General features: G+C 55.8%; 24 protein-coding genes. 12 read left to right on the top strand and 12 right to left on the bottom strand.

The features are described 5' to 3' along the window. Positions 1-19 precede the first annotated feature (19 nt). Positions 20-1,048, bottom strand: coding sequence for a zinc-binding alcohol dehydrogenase family protein (locus OK412_RS18680; protein ID WP_264353432.1), 1,029 nt, complete (start codon positions 1,046-1,048; stop codon positions 20-22). 137 nt (positions 1,049-1,185) lie between these two features. Here OK412_RS18680 and OK412_RS18675 point away from each other — a divergent pair, with 137 nt between their 5' ends. Both OK412_RS18675 and OK412_RS18670 read left to right on the top strand, forming a co-directional pair. Then, positions 1,186-2,088 carry a GntR family transcriptional regulator gene (locus tag OK412_RS18675; protein WP_010671481.1) on the top strand — a complete coding sequence of 301 codons (903 nt, stop codon included), beginning with the start codon at positions 1,186-1,188 and terminating at the stop codon, positions 2,086-2,088. Positions 2,089-2,258: 170 nt separating this feature from the next. Further along, positions 2,259-3,611 carry an MFS transporter gene (locus tag OK412_RS18670; RefSeq protein ID WP_010671480.1) on the top strand — a complete coding sequence of 451 codons (1,353 nt, stop codon included), beginning with the start codon at positions 2,259-2,261 and terminating at the stop codon, positions 3,609-3,611. A 21-nt stretch (positions 3,612-3,632) separates the two neighbouring features. On the opposite strand, the gene OK412_RS18665 is transcribed toward OK412_RS18670, so the two are convergent. The 4 genes from OK412_RS18665 to OK412_RS18650 all read right to left on the bottom strand — a co-directional run bounded on the left by OK412_RS18665 (position 3,633) and on the right by OK412_RS18650 (position 7,597). Continuing rightward, the gene (locus OK412_RS18665) at positions 3,633-5,024 is read right to left on the bottom strand and encodes a hypothetical protein (RefSeq protein ID WP_031593039.1); all 1,392 of its coding nucleotides are present in this window, start codon (positions 5,022-5,024) and stop codon (positions 3,633-3,635) included. Next, entirely contained in the window at positions 5,017-5,928 is a 912-nt protein-coding gene (locus tag OK412_RS18660; RefSeq protein WP_264353431.1) for an alpha/beta fold hydrolase, read from the bottom strand. The genes OK412_RS18665 and OK412_RS18660 overlap by 8 nt, the downstream gene beginning before the upstream one ends. Positions 5,929-6,462: 534 nt before the next feature. Beyond that, on the bottom strand, positions 6,463-6,675 hold the full coding sequence (gene cspA / locus OK412_RS18655; protein ID WP_010671477.1) for an RNA chaperone/antiterminator CspA: 213 nt from the start codon (positions 6,673-6,675) through the stop codon (positions 6,463-6,465). Between the two features lie 658 nt (positions 6,676-7,333). Continuing rightward, positions 7,334-7,597: a DUF2798 domain-containing protein gene (locus OK412_RS18650; protein WP_010253502.1), complete on the bottom strand. Its 264-nt coding sequence runs from the start codon at positions 7,595-7,597 to the stop codon at positions 7,334-7,336. A 128-nt stretch (positions 7,598-7,725) separates the two neighbouring features. Between OK412_RS18650 and OK412_RS18645 the strand changes: the two genes are divergently transcribed. Then, entirely contained in the window at positions 7,726-8,628 is a 903-nt protein-coding gene (locus OK412_RS18645) for a LysR family transcriptional regulator (RefSeq protein WP_033766567.1), read from the top strand. A gap of 227 nt (positions 8,629-8,855) precedes the next feature. Here OK412_RS18645 and OK412_RS18640 read toward each other — a convergent pair whose 3' ends face one another. Continuing rightward, the gene (locus OK412_RS18640) at positions 8,856-9,869 is read right to left on the bottom strand and encodes a zinc-dependent alcohol dehydrogenase family protein (RefSeq protein WP_022623962.1); all 1,014 of its coding nucleotides are present in this window, start codon (positions 9,867-9,869) and stop codon (positions 8,856-8,858) included. A gap of 168 nt (positions 9,870-10,037) precedes the next feature. Here OK412_RS18640 and OK412_RS18635 point away from each other — a divergent pair, with 168 nt between their 5' ends. Continuing rightward, a complete protein-coding gene (locus tag OK412_RS18635; RefSeq protein ID WP_264353465.1) occupies positions 10,038-10,943 on the top strand; it encodes a LysR family transcriptional regulator in 906 nt (301 codons plus the stop codon). A 314-nt stretch (positions 10,944-11,257) separates the two neighbouring features. On the opposite strand, the gene azuC is transcribed toward OK412_RS18635, so the two are convergent. Together azuC and mntP are read right to left on the bottom strand one after the other, a co-directional pair. Next, a complete protein-coding gene (gene azuC / locus OK412_RS23560) occupies positions 11,258-11,335 on the bottom strand; it encodes a stress response protein AzuC (RefSeq protein ID WP_111534772.1) in 78 nt (25 codons plus the stop codon). A 117-nt stretch (positions 11,336-11,452) separates the two neighbouring features. Then, positions 11,453-12,028: a manganese efflux pump MntP gene (gene mntP, locus OK412_RS18630; RefSeq protein WP_010253515.1), complete on the bottom strand. Its 576-nt coding sequence runs from the start codon at positions 12,026-12,028 to the stop codon at positions 11,453-11,455. A gap of 316 nt (positions 12,029-12,344) precedes the next feature. Between mntP and OK412_RS18625 the strand changes: the two genes are divergently transcribed. Continuing rightward, on the top strand, positions 12,345-12,587 hold the full coding sequence (locus OK412_RS18625; protein WP_010253517.1) for a DUF1158 domain-containing protein: 243 nt from the start codon (positions 12,345-12,347) through the stop codon (positions 12,585-12,587). Here OK412_RS18625 and OK412_RS18620 read toward each other — a convergent pair. After that, positions 12,577-14,013: a PLP-dependent aminotransferase family protein gene (locus tag OK412_RS18620; protein ID WP_264353430.1), complete on the bottom strand. Its 1,437-nt coding sequence runs from the start codon at positions 14,011-14,013 to the stop codon at positions 12,577-12,579. The two genes, OK412_RS18625 and OK412_RS18620, sit on opposite strands and share 11 nt — an antisense overlap. A 59-nt stretch (positions 14,014-14,072) precedes the next feature. On the opposite strand from OK412_RS18620, the gene OK412_RS18615 reads away from it, so the two are divergent. From OK412_RS18615 to OK412_RS18605, 3 genes are all read left to right on the top strand, one after another. After that, the gene (locus tag OK412_RS18615; RefSeq protein ID WP_060681283.1) at positions 14,073-14,528 is read left to right on the top strand and encodes a carboxymuconolactone decarboxylase family protein; all 456 of its coding nucleotides are present in this window, start codon (positions 14,073-14,075) and stop codon (positions 14,526-14,528) included. Positions 14,529-15,039: 511 nt separating this feature from the next. Next, positions 15,040-16,656, top strand: a complete 1,617-nt coding sequence (mqo, locus tag OK412_RS18610) for a malate dehydrogenase (quinone) (protein WP_062759585.1) — start codon at positions 15,040-15,042, stop codon at positions 16,654-16,656. 126 nt (positions 16,657-16,782) lie between these two features. Then, on the top strand, positions 16,783-19,167 hold the full coding sequence (locus tag OK412_RS18605) for a phosphoketolase (RefSeq protein ID WP_264353429.1): 2,385 nt from the start codon (positions 16,783-16,785) through the stop codon (positions 19,165-19,167). Here OK412_RS18605 and OK412_RS18600 read toward each other — a convergent pair. Then, positions 19,164-19,751: a LysE family translocator gene (locus OK412_RS18600; RefSeq protein ID WP_031593770.1), complete on the bottom strand. Its 588-nt coding sequence runs from the start codon at positions 19,749-19,751 to the stop codon at positions 19,164-19,166. The genes OK412_RS18605 and OK412_RS18600 overlap by 4 nt on opposite strands. A 134-nt stretch (positions 19,752-19,885) precedes the next feature. On the opposite strand from OK412_RS18600, the gene OK412_RS18595 reads away from it, so the two are divergent. Next, positions 19,886-21,373, top strand: a complete 1,488-nt coding sequence (locus tag OK412_RS18595; protein ID WP_033759169.1) for a PLP-dependent aminotransferase family protein — start codon at positions 19,886-19,888, stop codon at positions 21,371-21,373. On the opposite strand, the gene OK412_RS18590 is transcribed toward OK412_RS18595, so the two are convergent. Next, complete coding sequence (locus OK412_RS18590; RefSeq protein ID WP_010253536.1) at positions 21,340-21,963, bottom strand: glutathione S-transferase family protein; 624 nt, start codon at positions 21,961-21,963, stop codon at positions 21,340-21,342. The genes OK412_RS18595 and OK412_RS18590 overlap by 34 nt on opposite strands. Before the next feature lie 107 nt (positions 21,964-22,070). Between OK412_RS18590 and OK412_RS18585 the strand changes: the two genes are divergently transcribed. Further along, the gene (locus tag OK412_RS18585; protein ID WP_264353428.1) at positions 22,071-22,919 is read left to right on the top strand and encodes a PhzF family phenazine biosynthesis protein; all 849 of its coding nucleotides are present in this window, start codon (positions 22,071-22,073) and stop codon (positions 22,917-22,919) included. A 44-nt stretch (positions 22,920-22,963) separates the two neighbouring features. On the opposite strand, the gene OK412_RS18580 is transcribed toward OK412_RS18585, so the two are convergent. Then, positions 22,964-23,722, bottom strand: coding sequence for an SDR family NAD(P)-dependent oxidoreductase (locus tag OK412_RS18580; RefSeq protein ID WP_122457489.1), 759 nt, complete (start codon positions 23,720-23,722; stop codon positions 22,964-22,966). Between the two features lie 115 nt (positions 23,723-23,837). Between OK412_RS18580 and OK412_RS18575 the strand changes: the two genes are divergently transcribed. Both OK412_RS18575 and yhjD read left to right on the top strand, forming a co-directional pair. After that, on the top strand, positions 23,838-24,737 hold the full coding sequence (locus tag OK412_RS18575; protein ID WP_264353427.1) for a LysR family transcriptional regulator: 900 nt from the start codon (positions 23,838-23,840) through the stop codon (positions 24,735-24,737). A 45-nt stretch (positions 24,738-24,782) separates the two neighbouring features. After that, on the top strand, positions 24,783-25,802 hold the full coding sequence (yhjD, locus tag OK412_RS18570) for an inner membrane protein YhjD (protein ID WP_264353426.1): 1,020 nt from the start codon (positions 24,783-24,785) through the stop codon (positions 25,800-25,802). Positions 25,803-25,988: the final 186 nt, after the last annotated feature.

The following is a 25,988-nucleotide window of genomic DNA, read 5'->3' as shown; positions in this document are numbered from 1 at the left end:
CGCGAACCGACTGGCCGCGTTACCGGTCGAAATGAATCACGCCTTTGATCAGCTCGCGGTTGTTGATGATTTGCGCCTCAAAGGTTTCATCCAGCGTGGAGAAGGCCAGATGGTGATTCAGCATCATTTCGGCGCGCAGCTGGCCGCTGGCCATCAGCGCACGCACCCGATCGAAATCTTCACGGGTGGCGTTGCGGCTGCCCATCAGGGTGGTCTCTTTTTTATGGAATTCACTGTCCGGGATCACCAGATCGCCTTTGTGCAGACCGACATAAACGATAGTGCCGCCGTGTCGCATCAGGTTGACCGCATTGTTCATCGCCGCCGGGCTGCCGGTGGCGTCGATCACCTTCAGCGCCAGACGGCCACCAAACTCCTCTCGCAGCGCGCTGTAAAACGCTTCATCAGCCGGATTCAGTGCCGCCAGGCCGAGCTGGTCAGCAACATGCTGGCGACGAAATTCGCTGGTATCCGCGACCACCACCTGCGCGCCGCTGGCGGCGGCGATAGCGGCAACACCCAGCCCAATCGGTCCGGCACCCACCACCAGCACCTGCTCATCCGCCACAATTGCGGCACGACGCACTGCATGGGCGCTGATGGCAAAGGGCTCAATCAGCGCAGCCGCTTCCGGCGCGACATCATCCACCACCAGCAGCGTGCTGACTGGCACGCTTAAGTAGTCGCAGAACCCGCCATCCTGATGCACACCAATCACTGAAATCTGCTCACAGCAGTTGGTCTTGCCGCTCTGGCAGGCGTCACAGCGCAGGCAGGAGATGTAGGGCATTAACGCTACCCGCTGGCCCGGCTGAAAGTCCTCCGCATCACTTCCCGGCGCCACGACTTCGGCACAGATTTCATGGCCCAGCACCCGTGGATAGCTGAAGAATGGCTGATTACCGGACCAGGCGTGGATGTCGGTGCCGCAGATTCCCGCGGTAAGGATTTTAATCAGTACCTCGCCAGCGGCGGGCGTGGGGATATCGCGGGTGGCCCATACCATCTTACGTGGTTCAGCGATGACCAGTGCTTTCATTGTTGTCATGGTGATTCTCCGGTTGTCCTGCAGGCAGTTATGGCGAATCCTACACGCGCTGCGGTGTTCGTTTGCGGGAAGTGTGAAGCACCGCGATTTTTTTGGGCTTTGAATGGTTTTTAATGCATAAAAAACCGGAGAGTGAGATGAGCCGCAGCCAGAATTTGCGCCAGAACGTCATCAACCAGATGCTGGAAAGCATCGCTCAGCACCACATTCGTTCACCGCTGCCGCCCCAGGCGGCACTGGCGGAAATGTTTAATATCAGCCGGACTACGGTGCGCCACACCCTGCACTATCTGCATCAGTGCGGCGTGCTGGATAAGGTGGATCAAACCTGGGTTATCGTGCGCGATCCGCGCGAAGATGACGGTTTTAGCGCGTTAACGCCGCCGATTGAGCAGCAGGCCAGCCACTTTGAGCAGATGTTTTTTAATATGATTAATCAGCGGCAGCTGGTGCCCGGCGATACCTTCAGCGAGCTGCAACTGGCGCAGCAGGTGAAAGTCAGTCCGGTGGTGGTGCGCGAATTCCTGCTGCGCTTTATGCGCTATGACCTGCTGGAGCCGGTCAGACGTGGCCAGTGGCGGATGAAAAAATTCACCCAGGATTATGCCGAGAAGCTGTTTGAACTGCGCGAGATGCTGGAAACCCACGCCCTGAGCCGCTTCCTGAATCTGCCCGCAGGCGACGAGCGCTGGGTTCAGGCGCGGGATCTGCTGGATCGTCACCGATCGATGCGCGATACCATCGCCAGCAACTATCGCCACTTTGCCGCGCTGGATCGTCAGATGCATTCGCTGATTTTATCCGCCGCCAACAACCCGTTTTTCAATCAGTCGCTGGAGATTATCTCGGTGATCTTTCACTCGCATTATCAGTGGGATGAGAGCGACCTCAAGCAGCGAAATATTGTGGCGCTGGAGGAGCATATGGCGATTCTGACCGCGCTGATTGGCCGTCAGGATGTCGACGCCCTCTGTGCATTACATAACCATCTGGCGACCGCTAAAACCTCGATGGTGCGCTCAATCGGTCAGTACAATTAAAAACCGATTAAAAACCACAAAGCATTAGCTCCCGCACGATTCAGAAACATCTTTGCAACATCCTTAACCCTTTGCTCTTAGTCTCGACTGCAACGTCACGGCGGCCTTTTGCCGCTGCGCGCAGACCCCTTCTCACCATAACGATAAGTACCCAGTTTCGGGAGAGTGCAATGGAAAAGACTTCAGTAACCGGCCGCGACAGCGCAGCTGGCGACACGCCATCAGACCAGGATTTCGTGCCGATGCGCAGCGACGTGGTGCGTTCACCGCGTATCCGCAAGATTCAGATCACGGCGATGCTGCTGTTGCTGTTCGCCGCCATCATCAACTATCTGGATCGCAGCTCGCTGTCGGTCGCGAATATGACCATCCGCGAGGAGATGGGGCTGAGCGCCACCGAAATCGGCTTCCTGCTCTCCGCCTTTTCGCTGGCTTACGGCCTGGCGCAACTGCCGTGCGGCGCGCTGCTGGATCGTAAAGGGCCGCGCATTATGCTCGGCATTGGCATGTTTATCTGGTCGCTGTTCCAGGCCGCCTCTGGCCTGGTGCATAACTTTACCCAGTTCATCCTGGTGCGCATCGGCCTCGGCATTGGTGAAGCGCCGATGAACCCGTGCGGCGTGAAAGTGATCAACGACTGGTTCAACATTAAAGATCGCGGCATGCCGATGGGGATGTTCAATGCGGCTTCGATGATTGGACTGTCGGTGGCTCCGCCGATTCTGGCGGCGATGATGCTGGTGATGGGCTGGCGTGGCATGTTTGTCACGATCGGTATCCTCGGCATGTTCCTCGCTATCGGCTGGTATATGATCTACCGCGACCGCGACAACAACACCCTGAGCGCTGAAGAGATCCACTATCTGCAGGCGGGCAGCGTCGCCTCGCGTAAAGAGCCGATCAGCTTCAAAGAGTGGCGCGGCCTGTTTAAGCAGCGCACCATGTGGGGAATGATGATTGGCTTCAGCGGCATCAACTACACCGCCTGGCTCTATATCGCGTGGCTGCCGGGCTATCTGCAGTCGACCTATCATCTCGACCTTAAAAGTACCGGCCTGCTGGCAGCAATTCCGTTCCTGTTCGGTGCGGCGGGCATGCTGCTGAATGGCTATGTGGTCGACTCGCTGGTACGTCGCGGCTTTAACGCGGTGAAAACCCGCAAAGTCTGCATCGTCAGCGGGATGCTGCTGTCCGCCGGCTTTACCGCCGTGGTGACCCGCGCGACCGACACCACCAGCGCCGTAACGCTGATTGGGATGGCGTTGTTCTGTATCCACTTCGCCGGAACGTCGTGCTGGGGATTGATCCACGCCAACGTCACCGCCCGTATGACAGCGTCTGTCGGCAGCATCCAGAACTTCGCCAGCTTTATCTTCGCCTCGTTTGCGCCGGTCATCACCGGCTGGGTGCTCGACACCACCAAATCGTTCAGCATGGCGCTGATGATTTGTGCCTGCGTGACGCTGGTTGGCGCACTCGCCTACCTGCTGCTGGTGCGCCAGCCGATCACCGACGGCGAATAATCACGACTGACGGCGCGACTGCTACGTCAGCGCCGTCAGGGTGACCCCATGTTTTGCACCATAACGCTGAATACCCGTCATCACCTTCTCCGCGCTCAGCGCGGGTGGTGGTGGCAACAGCGGTGCCCGTTCACGCAGCGCCGAGTCGAAGCGGGCAAACGTCGCGAAATCACGCGGGAAACGTTCCTCATCCACGCCAATCAATACGCCTTCATCACGTGCATGGGAGAGCAGCGCCCGCCAGCGGTCAATCTCCGCCAGCCCGATGCTGTCGGTGCCGTGAGAAAAGAGCATCATGTCGATGTTGCGGAACGGCGGCTGTTTTTCCAGGAAGCGTTGCAGGGCCGCGGCCGAAGGCTCGGTGCAAAAGACCAGCCAGAACGGGATGGCGTGCTGATGCATGCTGCACCACGGGTCCATCAGCAGGAAGCTGTCCACCGTCAGCCGGGTCGGTAAAATTCCCGCCGCCAGATACCAGTCGCGGTAGATCTCTGCCACCACATAGCTCATCGCCTCTGGATCTTCATAACGAATCTCCATCAGCTTCCAGTTCTGAGCTTCCGCCAGTTTTTTCAGCGGCGAAATCAGATAACCATCCAGTCCCCACTCCGCTTCCGGCACGTGGTCAGTAATGGCCGGCGGCGTCCAGCGCTCGCGATCGATGCCATAGCGTGCCAGATATTCCGCCACCCGCGGGCCGCCCTGTAAGTACTCTTTTTCGGTTGCGCCGCCGAGCGCACCAAACTGGAAAAACGAGCGATCGCTGGTGCGGGTTACCGGCCACTGTCGGGTACAATGATTGATAAACAGCGTTGATCCGGCGGGCAGACTTCCCATCAGGAATTCGTTGAAGGCCAGCGGCAGTTCGCGCAGTTTTAGCCGGAAGTAGCGCATCTGATCGAGCATCAACCGATCCTGATTCGGGTCCTGCATATGGTGCACCGCCAGCCGTGGCCAGGCAGCCAGCAGCGCGGCAGCAATCTCTTTGCCCTGCTCAAAGCTGGTCTGTGCGTCATCGGGATCGTTATTTGCGGCCCGCACCGGGCAAAGAAAAGTCTGGGGCAACCAGGGCACACCCATCGCCGCCGCCAGATGCACCAGTGCACCGTTCGATGAACCGATAAAGGCCGCCGGATAATCCTGTTGCGGGTATTCACTCACCATCCATTCGGCGATGCCTTCCACATCCAGTTCACCCGCCTGGCGCAGGCTGATGCCTTCTGCCATGCCGCCCAGCGCATAGCCCCACTCACGCAGCCCGGTCGGTAGCCGGTTCAGTGAGGGCAACAGGCGATCCAGCGTCGGTGACTGGCTGGGGCTGGCAAAGGGGCGGTCGTGCAGCGCATTGGCCAGCGCAAGCAGCATGGCGGCAGCAGAGTCAAAGCGGGCAATCCCTCTTGGTGGTTTACTCATGTTGATCCTCCTGCTGGATACGTGCCAGGAACGGGCGGATGGCGTGACAGAAACTCCACGGGTAGACGTAGTGCAATGTGTGCGTCCCGTCGCGTAATGTCAGTCTTTCGCTGCGCGGCATCAGGGCGGCGAGTTCATCCAGCCAGCGGGCCGGACAGACGGGATCGCGCGAGCCCCGCAGCAGCAACGTGGGTGCGTTAATGTAAGTAAGGCGATGCTCAATGCGGTCGCGCATCATGGCGCGCAGGGTACCGAAGGCGCGCCGCAGGCCCGCTTTGGCGTAATCGATTCGGGCCAGTGGCCCCGGTGGACGACGGGATTCCAGCCGGCCATTACGCCAGTCGCGCCAGAGCTGACGCGGCAGACTGCGGGCATGACGATCGACCGTCGGCCCCTGCAGCACCAGTCCCGCCACAGCCTGTGGATGTTTCACCGCCAGCGCGGCCAGAATCTGGCAGCCAAACGAATTGCCGACCCAGATAGCGCGCTGGAAACAGTTATGCTGTAACCACAGCCACAGCGCATCCGCCAGCTGATCCACCGACATGATCGGCGAAGAAGGGGGCAGTGTGCTGGCGCCAAAACCGGGCAGATCCGGCACCAGCACGTGATAGTCGCGCCCCAGCGCCAGCGCCAGTGGCTCCATCGCCCGGCCCGACATCACCAGACCGTGGATTAACACGACCGGCAGTCCCTGATCCTCATTGGGCGTAACGCGGGTAAACATGCGCCAGTCACCAATCTGCTGATAATAACCGGCCAGACCGGCGTGATGACTGTTCGGCGACACCGGCGGCGTCTCCTTAAGTTGCCGCCAGCGTTTCATACCCCATAACGTGGCCGCCACACCCAATCCAACACCTGCCACAATCGCTGCCTGTTTTCGTCGATGCTTCTGGATCATCCGCTGCTCCTGGTTTGGGGAGAATAATTCAGTGTAGGTCGGGATCAGGCAGCAGGCGGGTTATCCGCGCGATGGTGTGAAAAAGTATGGGGTTTCGCCTAAGAAGACGCTGGCATTGCGGGTGATGAACTCTGGCGGGAGATCTGTCTGGTGTAAGCGGGAAGGCAATGACTGAAACACCCGAGGAGTATCGCTTTACATTCAATGCCCGATATCCAGCGTTAGCAAAAGAAAGGGATGACTTGCTGGCAATCAGTAATACGCCTCAGGGGAGCATCGCTGATTTCAAAAGGCGCGTTATGGCTTTTGCCCGATGGCTTAACGTCACATTTCATCACGGGCAGGGCTTATGAAGAGAGGATTAACATCGGGGTAGCCTGATAAACGCGGAGCAGGTCAACGGACCAGAGATGATGCGAATTTCAGGCAATAAAAAACCCGCACTGGGCGGGTTTCTTTTATTATCAGCAGATCTTATCTGCTCAGACTTATGTCTTCATCGCTATTGTAAGCGTCGCTGATAATGAGCGCGGCTTACTGCGCTGTGACGTTGCCAGCTGCAGGGCCTTTGGCGCCATTTTCAATGGTGAAGGAGACTTTCTGACCTTCATCAAGCGTTTTGTAGTTATCACCCTGGATAGCAGAGAAATGCACGAATACATCTTTGCTGCCATCATCGGGAGTGATAAAGCCAAAACCTTTATCTGAGTTAAACCATTTTACTAAACCAGTCATTTTGTTAGACATAGATATTTCCTTAATCGATTAGCCACTAAGAGCGGCGAAGATGGCCTGTAGTTAGAGATTTACTTATTGGGCACTTAGGAGGAGGCTCTCGAAGAAGGATATCTGTGGATAACACTTGAACTGAGGACTACTTTACTAAAACTGCTTTCATAAGGTCTGTGTTCCAAACCGATGACGCATTAAGACATAGCGATAATAATTTAGCAATGTATATGTTTATTTATTTTAACCATTTAAACGCTCAGATGGCTGAATGGCTGTTTTATTTTGACTGCTCAGGAAGTGCTTCAGGCTCCGCGGTGTGCGAAGAGGAGCAGGCTAATCCTGTCATAATGACGGTGCCGATTTAACGTTGATGCTTAACAATAAACAGAGCCAGTAAGGTCACATTGCGTAAAAATTTCCGCACGGCCAGTGAAGCGCTGTCATCGCCATCTTCATCTGTGAGCTTTACCTGCTGCATATCGTACGCCCGGCTCTTCGGTATCTTTCATCCTGATACCGGTCAGTATCCGGACGACCTGCCCGCCCTCACCCTGCATCTGAAATGCTGGAGATTTGCCACCCGCCTCCATTCTGGTGCAGAAGCAGCCTGCCGCGATGAGCGAGAAGCGGGCTAAACCCTACCTGTCCGCCCATTTTGGGCATGCTGACTGTCTCAGTGACCGTGAACGGTCAATCCTACGAGCCGGATAACAACAGGACGGACAACCAGTATGCAAAAGAAAGCCGCTGGCATGGCGACACGGTAAGCATTCATCACATTTGTCATGTAATGAGGCCCCATTCCGAATTCGGCTAACGTGATGACCAGACTCATCAGGAACGCCATGATGATCGCCATATAAAGCGCAAATATGTAAGGTGTCGTGCGCACCGGCAAGCGGGTTCGTAAGGTTTTTTTTGTTGCAGCATCAGTCATCTGAATATCCTGTTTAACAAAAGTAGATAAGACTGTGGCTAACTTAACAAGCTTATGCGGGGGGTTGTAGAGCGGTTATGCTTTAATCATTATTAAGTAAAAGTGACGAATTAACGGTTGAGGATACGATGGACATTTTAGGGCTGATTAGCACTTTTATCCGCGTGGTGGAAAACGGCAGTATTGCAGCGGCGGCACGCGCTAAAGGTATGAGTCCGGCAGCAGTCAGCCAGAGTCTTTCCCGTCTTGAAGCGCATCTGGGCGTGCGACTGCTATCGCGCACCACCCGCAGCATGACCTTAACGGAAAACGGTAAACGCTATTTCGAGAAAGTCCGTCACATCCCACATGATATCGAACTCGCCTCTCAGGCTGCTGCGAATGAAACCAAACCACAGGGGCCACTTTGTATCGCTACGACAGCCGCGTTTGGTCGGTACGTTCTGGCTCCCCTTATGCCCGCTTTCAAAGCGTCTTTCCCCGATATAGATATTGAACTGATCAGTACCGATCGCAACGTCGATCATCGCCTGGAAGGCGTCGATGTCAGTATCCGCATCGAAGCACAGCTGAATGATCAACTAATCGCCAGAAAAATTGCATCGTTACCCTTTATATTCTGTGCGGCTCCCGCTTATCTTGATCGCGCTGGTACGCCTCAGACGCCTGGAGAACTTAGCCAGCACGCCTGCCTGGTTTTCCGCTATCCCACCGACAGACGGTTTCTGCCATGGACGTTTATGGTCAACGGACAGCCTGTTAATGCAAAACTCAACCCCAGTTTTATCAGCGATGATATTGATATCATCGCCAGAATAGCCGTAAACGGCGGCGGCATTGCCCGTCTGGCAAGCTTTGTAGCTCAGCCACTGATAGACAGCGGTCTGTTAAGGCCTTTATCCTGGTCAGGTCACAGTGGCGAGAGCACCATTGAGTCCCTGCCGATGAATATCTATGCCTGTGTCACCGAACGTTCGGCACTCAATTCGAAAGTACGGACATTTATTGAATTTTTGGCCGATGCGATTTAAGACAGGAGCATTTTTGCCGGGCGAAAATTGACGCATTTTTCTGCTTATCCACCCGCAAAAGTAACTCACCGCTGCCGGTCGTGGTGATACGAAAAGCGGCCCTTTTGATGATGTGCAGAAAGGATATAAGTACGCTTTGAGAAGGGGTTTAACGCGGTGAGAATGGGATACCAAAAGTATCTGGCAGTCAGTAAAAACTGCCAGAATTGAGGAATAAAAAGTCGTTATCAGTCGCTAATTCTGATGACGATTTTGCCAAATGCACCACGGGAGAGATGCCGGAAGGCTTCAACCGCCTCATTAAAACTGTAAACCTGTTCAATGACGGGTTTAATATTATGTTTATTGAGGAACGGATTCATCCGATCAAACGAGGAGCGTGGTGCAACCGCAATGCCCCGGATTTTTGTCTGACGGAAAATTAACGGCATCAAATCAAGTTGTGCTGTCTGGCCGGTCAGAAATCCTACCTGAGCAATCGTACCGGCAACTTTTGTCGCAGCAATTGACTGATTGATGCCATTGCCCCCAGCGACATCTATCGTTACGTCAGCGCCTTTACCATCAGTCATTTCAAGCACTTTTCTTTCCCACTCAGGGTATTTTTTATAGTTAATCCCTTCATCTGCTCCCAGTGATTTAATGCGCTCAAGGTTTGCATCGTTACTGGAGGTGGCAATGACACGTGCACCATAGGCATGCGCTATCTGAGCAGCGAAGACCGATACGCCACCGGTTCCCTGTACGAGCACGGTCTGACCGGGCTGCAGATTGCCGATATCCATTAGCGAGTACCATGCCGTAAGTGCAGCGATGGGAAGTGTAGAGGCTTCTTCATCGGTCATGCTGTCAGGCGCTTTAACTGCGCTGTCCTCATGAATGATCATGTACTCAGCCAGCCCGCCGGGTAACGGCATTCCAATACACCATGCTGGCTCATCAGCGGCAGGTTCACCCTCTAACCAGCGTGAATAGAGATGCGAGTTAACGCGATCACCCGTGCTAAAACGGGATACACCCTGTCCCGTGGCAACAACGGTGCCCGTGGCATCCGAGACAGGAATCAGTGGCTTTGGAACCAGATGAGGCTCATAGAAGCCTTCTACTATCGCCTTATCCCTGAAGTTCAGAGACACCGCGCCAACTTTAACCAGAAGTTCACCCGGACCGGGTACAGGCGTTTCCACCTCTTCAAGCTTTAAGTTTTCAAGGCCAAAATCTTTCAGTAACCATGCTTTCATTTTGTCATTTCCCATGTGTATGCATCGAATAGGGTGATGATAAAAAAAGCAGGCAGGTGTAAAAAGCCACGTAAAAGGACTTCAGTGTTACTGCAGGAGAAACAATCGGAATGAGATATAATCCGCAATACACTATTTCGGCAGGAATATTTTTTGCGGAGTTAAATGATGCGCTCGAACATGCTGGAATTGATGGATATTTTTGTTCACGTCGTTGAATTCCGTAGTTTCACCCGGGCCGCTGACGCCTTGCAGCTGCATCGCCCTGCGGTCAGTAAGTCCGTACAACAGCTGGAAGACAAGCTTGGCGTTAAGCTATTGCACCGCACCACGCGCAGTCTGAGTGTGACCGTTGAAGGGGAAGAAATTTATCAGCGGGCTAAAACGCTACTGAGTGATGCCAGCGATATCATGGCTTCTTATTCTTCAAATCAGCAACCTCGTGGGCAGCTGCGCATTGATGTTCCACTGGCGCTGGCACACAGTATCCTGATCCCACAATTAAGCGAGTTTCAGGCTTTATATCCTGAAATTGAAATAGTCTTGACCGCTTCAGATCGCCTGACCCATTTAATTACAGAAGGTGTGGACTGTGTTATTCGTCTCGGTGAGCTTGCTGATTCGAATTTTATTTCGCGCAGAATGGGCAGCCTGCAGATGGTCACCTGTGCAGCACCCTCTTATCTGGATAAATATGGCACTCCTTTAACGCCTGATGACCTTAAAGACCATAAAGCCATTTATTTTTTTAATGAACACAGTCGGGACATTCAGGAATGGAAATTCGTTATGAACGGCGAAATTGTTTCACGGCATCCGGGAAGCAGCGTACGAGTTAACAATTCTGACGTCCTTCTTTCCTGTGGCGTGGCGGGCATTGGCATGCTTCACGCATTATATACGGCATTAAAGCCCTGCCTCGAAACAGGCCAGCTGAAGGAAGTATTATCGGGTTATGCGACTGTGACGAAACCGGTTTCTATACTCTACCCTGACCGACGCTATCTTCCGCCTAAGGTCCGGGTTTTTATCGAATGGTTTAATGAAATATTCAGGAAGAATCATCAGGGTTAACCGTGAATCTAAGCTTCGGCACAGGCAATCCCGTGCCCCATTAAAAGTGCTTGTTTCCTGTTTAAGGTATGCCGCCATTTTGTCTGGCATCCGGAAATCTCCCGGGCAGATTAGATCGCTACAGCAACGTCCGTTTCTGGCACAAAGTGGCGCATAACGGGAAATCAGAAGGAGAGGAGTAGCAACAAACAGGATGCACCCGAAGTGCAAAAACGCGGGTTTAAATCAGCAGAAGCAAAGGCAGAAAAAGCAGAAAAGGTGATAATCACAGGTCGATCCCTGACCGCGATTATCGAGGGTTTCTTGCGGGGTGCTTAGTACATGGCACCCGGCGGTACGTGTTTGAACGTCTCAACGTAAGCGCGGAACACGTGTTTAAAAATACGTTTCATGGAACACCTGATTCAAATTTAGTTGAACATATACCGAAAAAGTATAGCTCCTGTGCGTTTTAACAGCAAATAAATTTGAACCAGATCACAAAAATGACGGTTTTATGTGCAAAAGCCCTACGCGGTGTAGCCGAGATGCTGCAACAGAATGGTAGAGCCGACGGCAATCAGCACTACTCCACCCAGCACTTCCGCCCATTTGCCCAGGATCGGACCGATAAAGCGCCCGACTAATACGCCAGTCGTCGCCATCACCGTAGTGGCTGCACCAATGGTCAGCGCGGTAGTAATGATGTTCACCTGCAGGAAAGCCAGACCCACACCAACAGCCAGCGCATCCAGGCTGGTCGCTACCGCGGTGGTCGCCAGTACCATAAAGCCATGGCTTTGCGGGGCTTCACAGGGCTCTGCGACAGCAGTCTGACGGAAGCCTTCCATCATCATACGGCCACCCAGAAACGCCAGCAGGATGAAGGCAACCCAGTGATCCCACGCCATGATGTAACGGCTGGCGGCCAGGCCAAGCGCCCAGCCAATCAGCGGCGTCAGCGCTTCAATTGAGCCGAAAATCAGACCGGTACGCAGCGCTTCTTTAAAACCGGGACGATGCAACGTGGCACCTTTGCCCAGAGCAGCAGCAAACGCGTCCATCGACATGCCCAGCGCAAGAATTAAAGTGGCAATAAAGGTCATGATTTATTCACCTGGGGCGAAAAAGCGGCAATTCACGCTGAATTCACCACACAAAGTGTTCAGTTATGAAAAAGTGGGCGCAGTCTACCATGCAAACCCAAAGATAAAAAGACAGTAAAATCAGGGATTTAAGTATAGCAAAGGCTATAACTCTTATCATCCGCTATGAATCGCGCTAAGTCGATGGTAGCAAAGCATTTTCTGACCATTCCTCTGGCCATGTAGCATGCCGGATGCGCACGAAGCAGCGCGCCACCATTGAACCGTGTCGCCGTTTACCGGAAAATGCCGGGCTGATAAATATGGGATACCGGTTATGAATAACCCTTTTGAAACGTTGATCGTGCCTGGTGGCATTTTACTGCTGGGCTTTCTCTCGGCGCTGCTGCTGCCCGCGCCCGCCTTTAGCGTGACGGTGGCGCAGCATCTGTTGCAGATGTTCCATTTGCAGGACCTGAATCAGCTCTACACGGTGGTGTTTTGCGTCTGGTTTTTGCTGCTGGGCGCACTGGAGTTTTTTGTTATCCGTTTTGTCTGGCGTCGCTGGTTCAGGGGCTGACCGCCTGCGCATCGACCAGCGCTTTTAGCCGTTCGACACTGCGCGCATAACCTTCACGTGGCAGATGTGCCGTCCCCAGTAACAGGCCCGCACCGCGCTGATCCGCCTGCTGATACCAGATCGACAGCGGCGACGGTGCCATGCCCCACTCCACCGCCTGCTGCGCAATCACCTGATCCGGTGAACCGGCGGGTAAACGGACAATCACCGCCAGCCCGGCGCGTTGCAGGTCAGGAAAGTGAGGATGCAGCGCCGCGATCATCTGCTCCAGCCGCTCATGATAGACGCGCTTCATGCGCCGCAGATGCCGCATAAAGTGGCCATCCCGCAGAAATTCCGCTACCGCGTTGTGCAGCAATCCGGAGGAGGCAGGCGAAAGCAACGCGCAGACCTCACCGAACCGGGCCGTCAGCGCGGGTGGCACCACCATAAAACCGAGCCGCAGTTGCGGCGTCAGCGTCTTGCTGAACGTGCCGATGTGCAACACCCGCCCCTGGCTGTCGAGCGCGGCCAGTGCCGGCGCGGCGCGATTGCCGGGCTGAAGCTCTCCGAGATAGTCATCTTCGATAATCCAGCGCTGCGCGCGGCTGGCCCAGTTAAGCAGGGCATGCCGGCGTGCCAGGCTCATCGTCATACCAAGCGGCGCCTGCTGTCCCGGCGTGACCAGCGCAAAAGCGGCATCCGGCGCGCGGGCAATCCCGGCCTCAACCTGCAACCCTTCGGCATCAACCGGCACGGCAACCGGCGTGACGCGCAGCGCTTCAACCGCACGACGCGCCACCCAGAATCCGGGATCTTCCAGCCATGCTGTTTTACCCTGAAAATTCATTGCCAGCCCAATCAGCCCCATTGCGCCAGCATAGCCGCTGGTAATAATAATCTGGTCCGCCTGACAGCGCAGGCCGCGTGCCACCGCCAGGTAGGCCACCAGCGCCTGCCGCAACGCTAAGCTGCCGCGGGGATCGGGATAGCTGGCCGGTCTGCTGACCTGCATGCGCGTCTGACGCTGCAGAATGCGCAGCCAGACTTTGGCCGGGAATGCATCGCTGGCAGGAATGCCCATCTGGAAGGTCAGCGGTGGCGCTTCATACTCCTCTGCACCTTCCAGCAGCTGGCGTTCAGCATCGGCGCTGACCGGTTTTAACGGCGGTAATGGGCTGACGAAGGTACCCGCCGCGCCTCTGGCCTGCAGAAACTGACCATCAACCAGCATGTCGTAACTGGCGCGAACGGTGCCACGCGCCACGCCGAGCTGAGCCGCCAGATCGCGACAGGAAGGCAGACGCGCGCCAGGTTGTAAACGTCCTTCACCAATCGCCTGTTCAATCAGCTGACGCAGTTGTTCACTGAGGCCACGTGACGCACCGCGCTGCAGTGTCAGCGTGGAAAGCGGCGATGGACCAGTCAGACTCTCATTTTTTGGCACTTTATCTGCTCCATTGAAAGGCTGAAAATCGCCTTATCAACCCTGAATGAGGCAATAAGATGAGCGAACGTATCGATTTTCACAGTGCAGCACCGGCAGGCATGAAAGCGCTGGGCGGCGTATACAGTTATCTGGCACAAACCGATCTGCCGCTCACTTTACTGGAACTGCTGTTCCTGCGCATATCGCAGATTAATGGCTGTGCCTACTGCATTGATTTACATACCAAAGCACTGAATAAGTCGGGCATGGGCTGGGATAAGATCGTGCTGACCTCGGTCTGGCAGGAATCCGGTACGCTGTTCAGTGATAAAGAGAAGGCTGCCCTGCACTGGGCTGAATGCCTGACCCTGATTGCTCAGCAGGGTGCGCCAGACAACCGCTATACCGCACTGAAAGCGCACTTCAGTGAAAAAGAGATTGTCGATCTGAACATCGCGATTGGTCTGATGAACACCTACAACCGCATGGCGATAAGTCTGAAAAAGTTGCCCGCCAGCGCCAGTCAGTCATAAGTGAATCCGATGCGTGCGCCGGTGTGCACGCATTTTCAGACTCACAAAAATGTAACATTATTTTTACACAAGCAGCCTTTCAGGCTCTCTTCCCCCGATTCCCGTTATTCCTTACTGCATAATAAATCGCTAAATTTCAGCGGATTAAATAATTCCGCACGGTTCATATCCATTCCGTCGTTGCACCAGCATGGGGCTTTTCAGCAACATGCCATTTCCGTTAACCCACTGACTTCACACTAAAAAAACCCTAATACGCCGCTGGCCCTGATGATTAATTCTTATGCTGAATCATTTCTGCATTTAAAAAATAAACAAATGTTTAATTCAGATGCGAGAATGTTATATTCAGATGACAAAGCATAACGTGCAGTTAACGCGTTATTACCGCTTTAACCCTATACCTGAGACTTAACCTTTGAGAAATAGCGCAACGCGCTCGTAAGAAGCGTGACTATTTCGCCTGCAAAACTGTTGGGCTTCAGGTCAACAGAAGAGGAGATGTCGCCTCATGTGCAATTCAGCTGTAAACCTTGCGCTCGCGATGAGTGCCATGGCAAAGGACACCACTACTACCGCGCAGGAGCGCAAAGACGTTGACGTGCTGCTGATTGGCGCAGGTGTGATGAGCGCCACCCTTGGCGCGTGGCTGCAGGATTTAGAGCCGGACTGGTCCATCGAAATGGTGGAGCGGCTGGATAGCGTGGCCGAAGAGTCGTCAAACGGCTGGAATAACGCGGGCACCGGTCATGCGGCGCTGGCAGAGCTGAACTATACGCCTCAGCAGGCGGATGGCAGCATCGACATCTCTAAAGCGGTGACGATCAACGAATCGTTCCAGATTTCCCGCCAGTTCTGGGCTTATCAGGTCCAGAAAGGCAACCTGCGCAACCCTAAAAGCTTTATTCACAGCACGCCGCACATGAGCTTTGTCTGGGGTGACGACAATGTCGACTTCCTGCGCAAGCGCTTTAAGGCGCTGCAGAAAAGCACCCTGTTCCGTGGCATGGCCTACTCCGAAGATCCGCAGCAGATTGCCCGCTGGATCCCGCTGGTGATGAATGGCCGTGACCGCAGCCAGAAAGTAGCCGCGACCTGGACGGAGATGGGTACCGACGTGAACTTCGGTGAAATCACCCGTCAGCTGATCGCCTCGTTAGAGAAGAAAGCGAATTTCCAGCTGCGTCTGCGTCAGGAAGTGCGTGAGCTGAAGCAGCTCGCCGACGGTCGCTGGCAGGTGACGCTGCAGTGTCTGAACAGCGGCACGCGTCGCACACTGACGGCGGGTAGAATATTTATCGGTGCTGGCGGCGCAGCGTTACCGCTGTTGCAGAAGGCTGGCATCCCGGAAGCCAACGGTTACGCTGGTTTCCCGGTGGGCGGTTCATTCCTGGTAACGGAAAATCCGCAGGTCGTCGCGCAGCACATGGCCAAGGTCTATGGCAAAGCCAGCGTCGGTGCGCCGCCGATGTCCGTGCCGCACGTCGACACCCGCGTTCTGGATGGCAAGCAGGTGCTGCTGTTTGGCCCGTTCGCCACCTTCTCGACTAAGTTCCTGAAGCAGGGTTCGCTGATGGATATGTTCACCTCACTGAACAGCAGCAATATGCTGCCGATGGTGAAAGTGGGGCTGAAAAGTTTTGACCTGGTGAAATACCTGATGGATCAGGTGCTGCAAAGCGATCGCGACCGGATGGACGCCCTGCGCGCCTATGTGCCGCAGGCGAAGCAGGAGGACTGGCGCTTAGTGACTGCCGGTCAGCGTGTGCAGATCATCAAGAAAGATGAAAAAGAGGGCGCCGTGTTACGCCTGGGCACCGAAGTGGTCGCCTCACAGGATGGCTCGATTTCAGCACTGCTGGGTGCATCGCCTGGCGCCTCTACGGCGGCACCGATCATGCTGGAGCTGCTGCACAAGGTCTGTCCTGAGCAGATGGCTTCGCCGGAATGGCAGAACAAAATCCGTGCGGTGATCCCATCCTGGGGACGTAAGCTGAACGGTGACGTAGCGCTGACAGAGAAAGTGTTAGCCGAAACCAGCCGGATTCTGCAGCTCGACTATTCGCCGGTTACCCCGATGGCAGCAAACGATGAAGGACGTGAAACCGCGTTCGTCGTCGGCAAATAATTCAGCGCCATTGATAAAAAGGCTCCGCACTGCGGGGCCTTTTTTATTGGTCGGTTACCTGGTCGATCCGGGCATTCTCTATTAGGGTTAAGGCATCTTTTAGCTGCACGATCAGGAGGAAACTGCATGTCTTACTCCCCTGCTTCACCGGAATTCACGCTGCTCGACCGCTACTGGCGGGCCGCGAACTACCTCTCCGTCGGACAAATTTACCTGATGGATAACCCGCTGTTGCGTGAGCCACTCAGGCCTGAACACATTAAACCGCGTCTGCTGGGTCACTGGGGCACTACGCCAGGCCTGAATTTTATCTATGCCCACCTCAACCGCGTTATCCGGAAGCAAAACCTGGATATGATCTACATCTGCGGACCAGGACATGGCGGCCCCGGCATGGTGGCGAATACCTGGCTTGAGGGCAGCTACAGCGAGATTTATCCGCACATCACGCAGGATGCGGCGGGCATGCAGCGTCTGTTCAAACAGTTCTCCTTTCCGGGGGGCATTCCCAGTCACGCGGCACCGGAAACGCCTGGCTCGATTAATGAAGGCGGTGAGCTGGGCTATTCGCTCTCCCATGCGTTTGGCGCGGCCTTCGATAATCCCGAACTGGTTGTACCCTGCGTGATTGGCGACGGCGAAGCGGAGACCGGTCCACTGGCCTCCAGCTGGCACGGCATCAAATTCCTGAATCCTGAACGTGACGGCGCGGTCCTGCCGATTCTGCACCTCAATGGCTACAAAATCGCCAACCCGACGCTGCTGGGTCGCAGCAGCGATGAAGATTTGCACCAGTTGTTCAGTGGCTACGGCTATGAGCCGCTGTTCGTCTGCGGGCATGAGCCTGAAAAAATGCATCCGCTGATGGCGGAGGCGCTGGATAGTGCCTTCAGTAAAATCGCCGCTTATCAGCGCGAGGCGCGCCAGGGTAAAGCCACCACCGGGGTGCCGCGCTGGCCAATGATTATCCTGCGCAGCCCCAAAGGCTGGACCGGCCCCAAAACGGTCGACGGCAAGAAAGTGGAAGATTTCTGGCGGGCGCATCAGGTGCCGGTCGCGGCCTGTCGCGAAGATGAAGGACATCGCCAGATCCTTGAGACGTGGATGCGGAGTTATCAGCCAGACGACCTGTTTGATGAAGAGGGTCGCTTAAAGCCGGAACTGCAGGCGCTGGCACCGGAAGGTGATAAACGCATGGGGTCTTCGCCTTATGCCAATGGCGGCCTGTTGCGCCGTGAGCTGGATGCGCCTGAACTCGCGGAGTTTGCCTGCGATGTCAGCGAGCCAGGCGCACAGATGGCGCAGGCCACTGAGCATCTGGGCCGCTACCTCAGCGTGCTGTTCCAGCGCAACCGCGATAATTTCCGCCTGTTTGGCCCGGATGAAACCGCCTCTAACCGCCTGACGCCGGTCTTCGACGTGACCAGCCGTACCTGGCTGGAACGAACAGAGCCTTACGATGTGCAGCTGGCGCGTGATGGCCGGGTGATGGAAATTCTCAGTGAGCATCAGTGTCAGGGCTGGCTTGAGGGCTATCTGCTGACCGGCCGCCACGGGCTGTTTAACTGTTATGAAGCTTTTATCCACATCGTCGATTCGATGTTTAACCAGCATGCCAAGTGGCTGAAAGTGTCGCGTAAACTGGGCTGGCGTAAGCCGATCTCGTCGCTGAACTATCTGCTCTCTTCGCACGTCTGGCGACAGGATCACAATGGCTACAGCCATCAGGATCCTGGCTTTATCGATCACGTTGCCAATAAAAAAGCGGACATTGTGCGCATCTATCTGCCGCCCGATGCCAATACGCTGCTGTGGGTTGGCGATCACTGCCTGCGCACCTGGGACCGCATCAATGTGATTGTGGCGGGCAAGCAGCCTGCGCCGCAGTGGCTGGATATGGCGAGTGCGGTAACCCATTGTGAAGCGGGCATGGGCGAGTGGCGCTGGGCGGGCACCACCCCAGAGCATGAGGAGCCGGATGTGGTGATGGCCTGTGCCGGTGATGTGCCGACCATGGAGACGATGGCGGCGGTGGATCTGCTGCGCGGTATGCTGCCCGAACTACGTATCCGCGTGGTGAACGTGGTCGATCTGCTGGCGCTGCAGCCGCAGGATCAGCATCCGCATGGCAAATCTGATGCGGAATTCGACGCGCTGTTTACTCAGGATAAACCGGTGATCTTCGCCTTCCACGGTTATCCGACGCTGATACATCGCCTGACCTATTCGCGTACCAACCACCGCAACTTCCATGTGCGCGGCTTCAATGAAGAGGGAACCACCACTACGCCATTTGATATGACGGTGCTGAACGAGCTTGACCGCTATCATCTGGCGCAGGAGGCGATTCTGCGCGTGCCGGGCCTGGCCGATGCGCATCCTGAGCTGCTGGACGATCTGCAGGAGCGCATCGCTGAACATCATCGCTATGTGCGTGAACACGGTGAAGATGTGCCGGAGGTGCAGAACTGGAAATGGCCGTCGGCCACTGCACCTGGTGCACCCGATTAAGCGGCCAGCAAGGCGTCGGTCAGCATCCAGATGGTAGTCGCCACCAGCGACAGCGCCATCAGGCTGTTAAATAACTGACGCTTCCAGGCAATCTGCAGATGGCTGCGCAGGCGATCGCCCAGCGCAGCCCAGATCAGAATGCAGGGCAGGTTCAGCAGCATAAAGCCGATCATCACCGTCAGCACGCCGCTGCTGGCGCTGTACAACAGCGCCACATTGGTCGCCATCAGCCAGGCTTTGGGATTGATCGCCTGGAAACAGGCACCGCCCAGCAGCGTCATGGGCTGCGGCTTGCTGCGCACTTCAGGTGCTGCCGCACGGAAAATCTTCCATGACAGCCACAACAGATAGGCACAGCCTGCCAGCGTCAGCGGCAGGCGAATCGCCGCCATCCAGTGCAGTAAGACCTCCAGTGCGACGCCGGCGATCACCGTTTGCAGCGCACAACCTACCAGTATGCCAAACACCATCGGCAGCGTGCGGCGCATGCCGAAATTGACGCCTGAGGTCGCCAGCAGCAGATTGTTCGGGCCTGGCGTAATCGACATGACGGTAACGTAACTGAAGAAAGAGGGATCGAGCATGGTGACTCTCCTGAAAACAGACAGAGTTCTATGCTACGGCGGCAAAAGGGATGGTAACAGTGACACAAAATCACTATTGTTATGGTTACAGTTCCCGTTAACAGCAATTGTACCCATCCAATCCGGAGGCTACTGTGTCCCTTGCTCCCACTTCCGATCGGCCTCTCTATCAGCAGCTGGCAGACAGCTTCGCTGAGGCTATCCATCAGGGCACGCTGAAACCCGGCAAACGCCTGCCGGCGATCCGCCGCGTCGCCCAGTCACATCAGGTCAGCGTCAATACGGTACTGAATGCCTGGCAGTTGCTGGAAGATCGCGGGCTGATTGAGGCGCGTCCCCAGTCGGGCTATTACGTGCGCGGCGTGTTGCCCGCCGTGACCCGTCATGGTCAGCATAAAACCCGGGTACGCGACCCCAGCAGCGGCAAGCTCGACCTGATCGATAAGGTATTTGCGGCGCAGAACCATCCTGACTACATCAATATTTCCCTGGCCTGCCCCCAGGATAGTGAGCTGTTTCCTGCGGCGCGTATTGCCCGGATTACCACCTCACTGCTGCGCCGTCATCCGAACATGATTGGGCGCTATGCGCTTCCGCCCGGTAGTGAGCGCTTACGGGAGGAGATTGCGCGACGGGCGCTGCACGCCGGACAGACGCTCACCGCCGATGAGATCACCCTGACCCACGGCTGCATGGAGGCGCTTCAGCTGGCGCTGCGGGCGGTCACGCAGCCCGGCGACTGCGTCGGACTGGAGTCGCCGACCTACTTTTTCCTCTTCCCGCTGCTGGCTTCACTGGGCCTTAAGGCGCTGGAAATCCCCACCGATCCGCAGCATGGGCTGTCGCTGGATGCGCTGGAGATGCTGCTTCAGGAGCAGCGAATTAAGGCGCTGATTGCGATGCCGAGCGCGCAGAACCCGCTGGGCTGCGGCATGTCGCTGGAGAACAAGAAGCGGCTGGCGAAGTTAGTGAATACTTACCACGTTCCGCTGATAGAAGATGGGCTGTATGACGAGTTACAGTTCGACTGGCCGCTCTCGCCCGCGGTAAAAGCCTTTGATCGCGACGGCTGGGTGATCTACTGCACCAGCTTCACCAAAACCGTGGCGCCCGATTTCCGTATTGGCTGGACCGCCGCTGGCCGTTTTCATGATGCGATTGCCCGACTGAAAGCGGTGTCGTCGATGGCAGAATCCGCCCTGCTCTCTGAAACGCTGGCGGAGTTTCTTGCTTCCGGCGGTTATGACCACCATCTGCGCACGCTGCGCCGTCGCTACGCGGCCAACCTGGATGAGGCGCGGGGACTGATCGCCCGCTACTTCCCGGAGGGCACCCGCGCGACGCTGCCGCGCGGTGGCTTCGTCTTCTGGGTCGAGTTACCGGGCGGCGTAAATACCACCGAGATGTTTGATCGGTTGCTGCAGGAGCAGATTTGCGTCACGCCCGGCGCGCTCTATTCGCTGAGCGAGCGCTACAACCATGCACTGCGCCTCTCCTGCTGCTATCCGTTTGATGCGCGCTACAGCTGGGCGATCAGACGCGCGGGCGAAATCGCCTGTGAACTGGCGGGAGTATCCTGCGGCGAGGCTCAGGGTGTACCGTTGCGGCCCCAGACAGTATAGCCGTGGCGTTCAGTCAGGCGTTCGTAATAGGTGCGTACCGCCGGATAATCAGGGTGTTCGAGCGGCGTTTCAAACCAGCGGTTCACCGCCAGACCAATCGGAATGTCTGCCAGCGTGAAATTACGTCCGGCAACGTAACGACCGGTTTTTTCCAGCTGCTGATTGAGAATGCTCATGGTGTGTGCCCAGCCTTTGCTGGCCGCGGCCAGCAAACGTGGATCCTGATGAGCCGGTGAATTTCGCACCAGCGACATAAATGCGTAGCGCCATGAGGTGTTGAGTTCAGTGGACTGCCAGTCCATCCACTGATCGACAGGCGCACGCGTTTGCGGATGATGAGGATAGAGCCACTCGCCGCCATAGGCATTCGCCAGATAGCGCAGGATGGCGTTGGATTCCCACATCACAAAGTCATCATCTTTCAGTACCGGCACCATCGCATTGGGATTGAGTGCCATAAATTCGGGCAGGTGCGTTGAGCGGAATCCATCGCCCCACTCTTCGCGCTGGTAATCAAGGTCAAGCTCGTCACACAGCCATAATACTTTGCGCACGTTGATTGAGGAGGCGCGTCCCAGGATCGTTAGCATTCACAGTCTCCGGTAAAATCTTTAACTTATTGATAACGCTGTTAGCTGTTATAAGCAATCATCCGGCAGAGAAAAGGCCGCACTGAACCCAATCGCAAGGAGTCATCATGAAGGTCGCGTTTAAGCAAGTCGATGTGTTTACCTCAGCAGCCTTTAATGGCAATCCGCTGGCGGTGATTATGGATGCTCAGGAGTTGAGCGACAGCCAGCTGGCGGCGATTGCCCGCTGGACTAACCTGTCGGAAACCACCTTTGTGCTGCCGCCACAACATGAAGAGGCGGACTACCGGGTGCGTATTTTTACCGTTGAAGGCGAACTGCCGTTTGCCGGTCACCCAACGCTGGGCACCGCACACGCGCTGCTGGAGGCGGGCTGGCCAACCCGTACGCCGGGTGAAATCGTGCAGGAGTGCGGCGTCGGTAACGTGACGGTGAAGATTAATGAGACGGGCGGACTGGCCTTTGCCGCGCCAGCTGCCACCCTGATGCCATGGCAGGATGCGCTGATGGGTAACGCCTTAAACAGCGATGCATTCGATCTGACGCAAAGCCCGACCGTGGTGGATATGGGTATCCGCTGGCTGCTGGTGCCGATGGTCAGCGCCGAGGCCGTGCTGGCGCTGCAGCCCAATGTCAGCGATTTGCAGCGCCTGATTAAACATGCGGGTGTCTCGGGCGTGATGCCCTTTGGCCGTTTGCCCTCGGGCGAGCATGAATTGTATGAAGTGCGTGGCCTGCTGGTGGAAAATGGCAGCCTGACCGAAGATCCGGTGACCGGCAGCGCCAACGCCTGTCTGGCGCGTTACTTTGCAGCCGCAGGCCATACCACCTCCTATCGCGTGCGTCAGGGTACTGCCCTGCAGCGTGCCGGTCGGGTGAACGTAACCTTTAATGGTGAGACCATCTGGATTGGTGGTAATACCGTAACCGTCATTGATGGCACCATTACGCTGTAAAAGGCTGCGACGTCGCGGGGTGCTTTCCGCGACGCCACCAGCGGTTAAATCCCCTGCCCGCCTGAGGCTTCAATACGCTGAGCGGTGATCCAGCCGGTTTCGTCACTGAGGATCGCGCTGATGGCGTCGCCGATATCATCCGGCAGTCCGACCCGGCCCAGCGCCGTCAGCCCGGCAATCTGATGGTTAATCTCGGGGGTATCGCGCACCCGGCCCCCGCCAAAGTCAGTCTCTATCGCGCCAGGTGCCAGGATATTGACGCGAATACGCCGTTCGCCCAGCTCCTTCGCCTGATAGCGCGTCAGTACCTCCATCGCCCCTTTCATTGACGCATAGGTCGAGGAGCCAGGATAGATCAGCCGGGTCAGACCGCTGGAGATATTCAGGATGCGGCCACCGTCGTTGATCAGCGGCAGCAGCTTCTGGGTCAGGAAGTAAGGCCCTTTGAAATGCACATTAACCAGCGCATCAAATTCCGCCTCGGTAGTGTCGGTAAATGGCTTGTAGTGTCCGTGTCCGGCGTTGTTCACTAAATAGTCAAAGCGCTCACGCTGCCACTGCTGTTGCAGTGCCTCTTTCACCTGGACGACAAAGCGATCGAACTGACCGGTTTCGCCGACGTCCAGCGCCAGCGCCACTGCACGCCGTCCCAGTGCCTCGATCTCCTTCACCACCGTCTGTGCCTCATCGGCATGGCTGCGGTAAGTCAGGATAATGTCTGTCCCCCTGGCCGCCAGTTTTAACGCGCCATTACGGCCTAAACCGCGGTTTGCACCGGTAATTAACGCCACTTTCTGATTCATCTCTCGCACCTGTTGAAAAATTGAACACAGGTTAAGGATATTCGCGAATTATTGATCTATAAACAGTGTTAAATGCGCATCACTGTTTCAATAAAAACAACAATCGGTGAACAACATGGACAAAATTCACGCAATGCAGGTGTTTGTGCGGGTGCCCGAAATGGGCAGTTTTACCCGCGCGGCAGAGAGTTTAGGTGTCCCCAAAGGCAGCGTTTCGCGGCAGATACAGGCGCTGGAGAATCAAATGGCAACACGTTTGCTGCATCGCACCACGCGCCGGGTGCAACTAACCCAGGATGGGTTGGTCTATTACGATCGCTGTCTGGATTTATTGTCAATGATTGACGATATGGACAGCCTGTTCCAGCACGAGCCTGCCTCGCTCAGCGGTAAACTCCGGATTGATATGTCTGTGGCCATGGCCACCAGTTTTATCCTGCCACGGCTGCCGGAATTTTTGCAGCACTACCCCGGCGTAGAGATTGAGCTGAGCAGCAGCGACCGTCAGGTGGATGTGATCCGGGAAGGGTTTGACTGCGTAATCCGCGTCGGGGAACTCAAAGATTCTGGCCTGATTGCGCGAAAAATTGGTACCCATACCTTGATCAACTGCGCCAGCCCTGGCTACCTTTCGCGTTTCGGCATGCCGATCCGGCTGGAAGAGCTGTCGCAGCATGCGATGGTGCATTACAGCCAGCAACTGGGTCAGGCCTCACCGGGTTTTGAATATTTTGATGGCAGGCAGTGTCACTATGTTCACACCGGCGGTGTGGTCACCGTGAACAGCACCGAAACCTATCGCGCCGCCTGTCTGGCGGGGTTAGGCATTATTCAGGTGCCTGCCGCCGGGATTCAGACATTACTGGAAAGAGGCGAGCTGGTAGAAGTGCTGCATCGCTTTCCCGCCAGACCGATGCCGATCCACCTGCTCTATCCGCACCGGCGCAATGTGGCGCGTCGCGTGCGGGTTTTTATGGAGTGGCTGAGTCAGGTGTTACAGGAGTACGTCACCTGAGCGGCTATACTTTGATTTTAATGATAAACAGGACAGTGAAGGTCTATGACAGACAAGCAGGAAAACCCGCAGGATACGCAGCCGCAAAAACCACTTATCGATATTAAAACCGGCAACGAGACGGTTGATCATTCGTTAGTGCGCGTGTCGCGTTTTGCCGCCTGGTTTCAGGCGATCCCGGCAGTGGCGCATTTTATTCGCGCCCTTGACCGCTTTAATGATCGGCTCGGCAGCCAGTTTGGCGCGGCCATTACCTATTTCTCTTTTTTATCGCTGATCCCCATTCTGATGGTGTCGTTTGCCGCCGTGGGTTTTGTGCTGGCATCGAACCCGGATCTGCTGACCGATATCATCAACAAAATCGTCAGCAGCATCAGCGACCCGACGCTGGCAACCACGCTGAAGAATACGGTAAATACCGCCATTCAGCAGCGTGCCACCGTGGGTATTACCGGTTTACTGCTGGCGCTCTACTCCGGTCTTAACTGGATGGGTAACCTGCGCGAAGCGATTCGTGCCCAGTCGCGCGACGTGTGGGAACGCAAACCGGATGACAAAGAGAAGATCTGGAAGCGCTATATCCGCGATTTCCTGTCGCTGACCGGTCTGATGCTGGCGCTGGTGATTACGCTGTCGCTGACCTCGGTAGCCGGTTCTGCGCAGGCAATGATCGTCAGCGCACTGGGGCTGGATGGCATCGACTGGTTACGGCCCGCCCTGACCATTATTGCCACCTCGATTTCCGTTATGGCTAACTATCTGCTGTTCCTGTGGATTTTCTGGATCCTGCCGCGTCATAAGCCGCGTAAGAAAGCACTGTTCCGCGGCACTCTGCTGGCGGCAATCGGTTTTGAGGTGATCAAGTTTGTGATGACGCTGACGCTGCCGAAGCTGGCGACCTCGCCTTCCGGTGCGGCCTTTGGTTCCGTGCTCGGCCTGATGGCGTTTTTCTACTTCTTCGCCCGTCTGACGCTGTTCTGTGCGGCGTGGATCGCCACCGCCAAATATAAAGACGACCCACAAATGCCTGAAGCGGGCAGCGCGTCACGACACAAATCATCGTAATCCGTTAACAACAGCGGAAAATATTACCCCTCGGCTATTTTTTAACCAGATAACAGGATGAATAGCTGAGGGGTCACTTTTATTTAGCCCTTTCGTAGAGTATCCCGCCAGATATCGTCCGGATTACCCCGGTATCACCCGACATTCGTCGCACCTCAGAAATTATCCTCTTTTTGCCCGCTGAAG

Origin of the sequence: Pantoea sp. JV6 (genome assembly GCF_025910055.1) — a bacterium.
Taxonomy (GTDB): domain Bacteria; phylum Pseudomonadota; class Gammaproteobacteria; order Enterobacterales; family Enterobacteriaceae; genus Pantoea; species Pantoea agglomerans.
The sequence above is the reverse complement of the archived record's forward strand: the minus strand, read 5'-3'. Positions and strand labels throughout refer to the sequence as shown.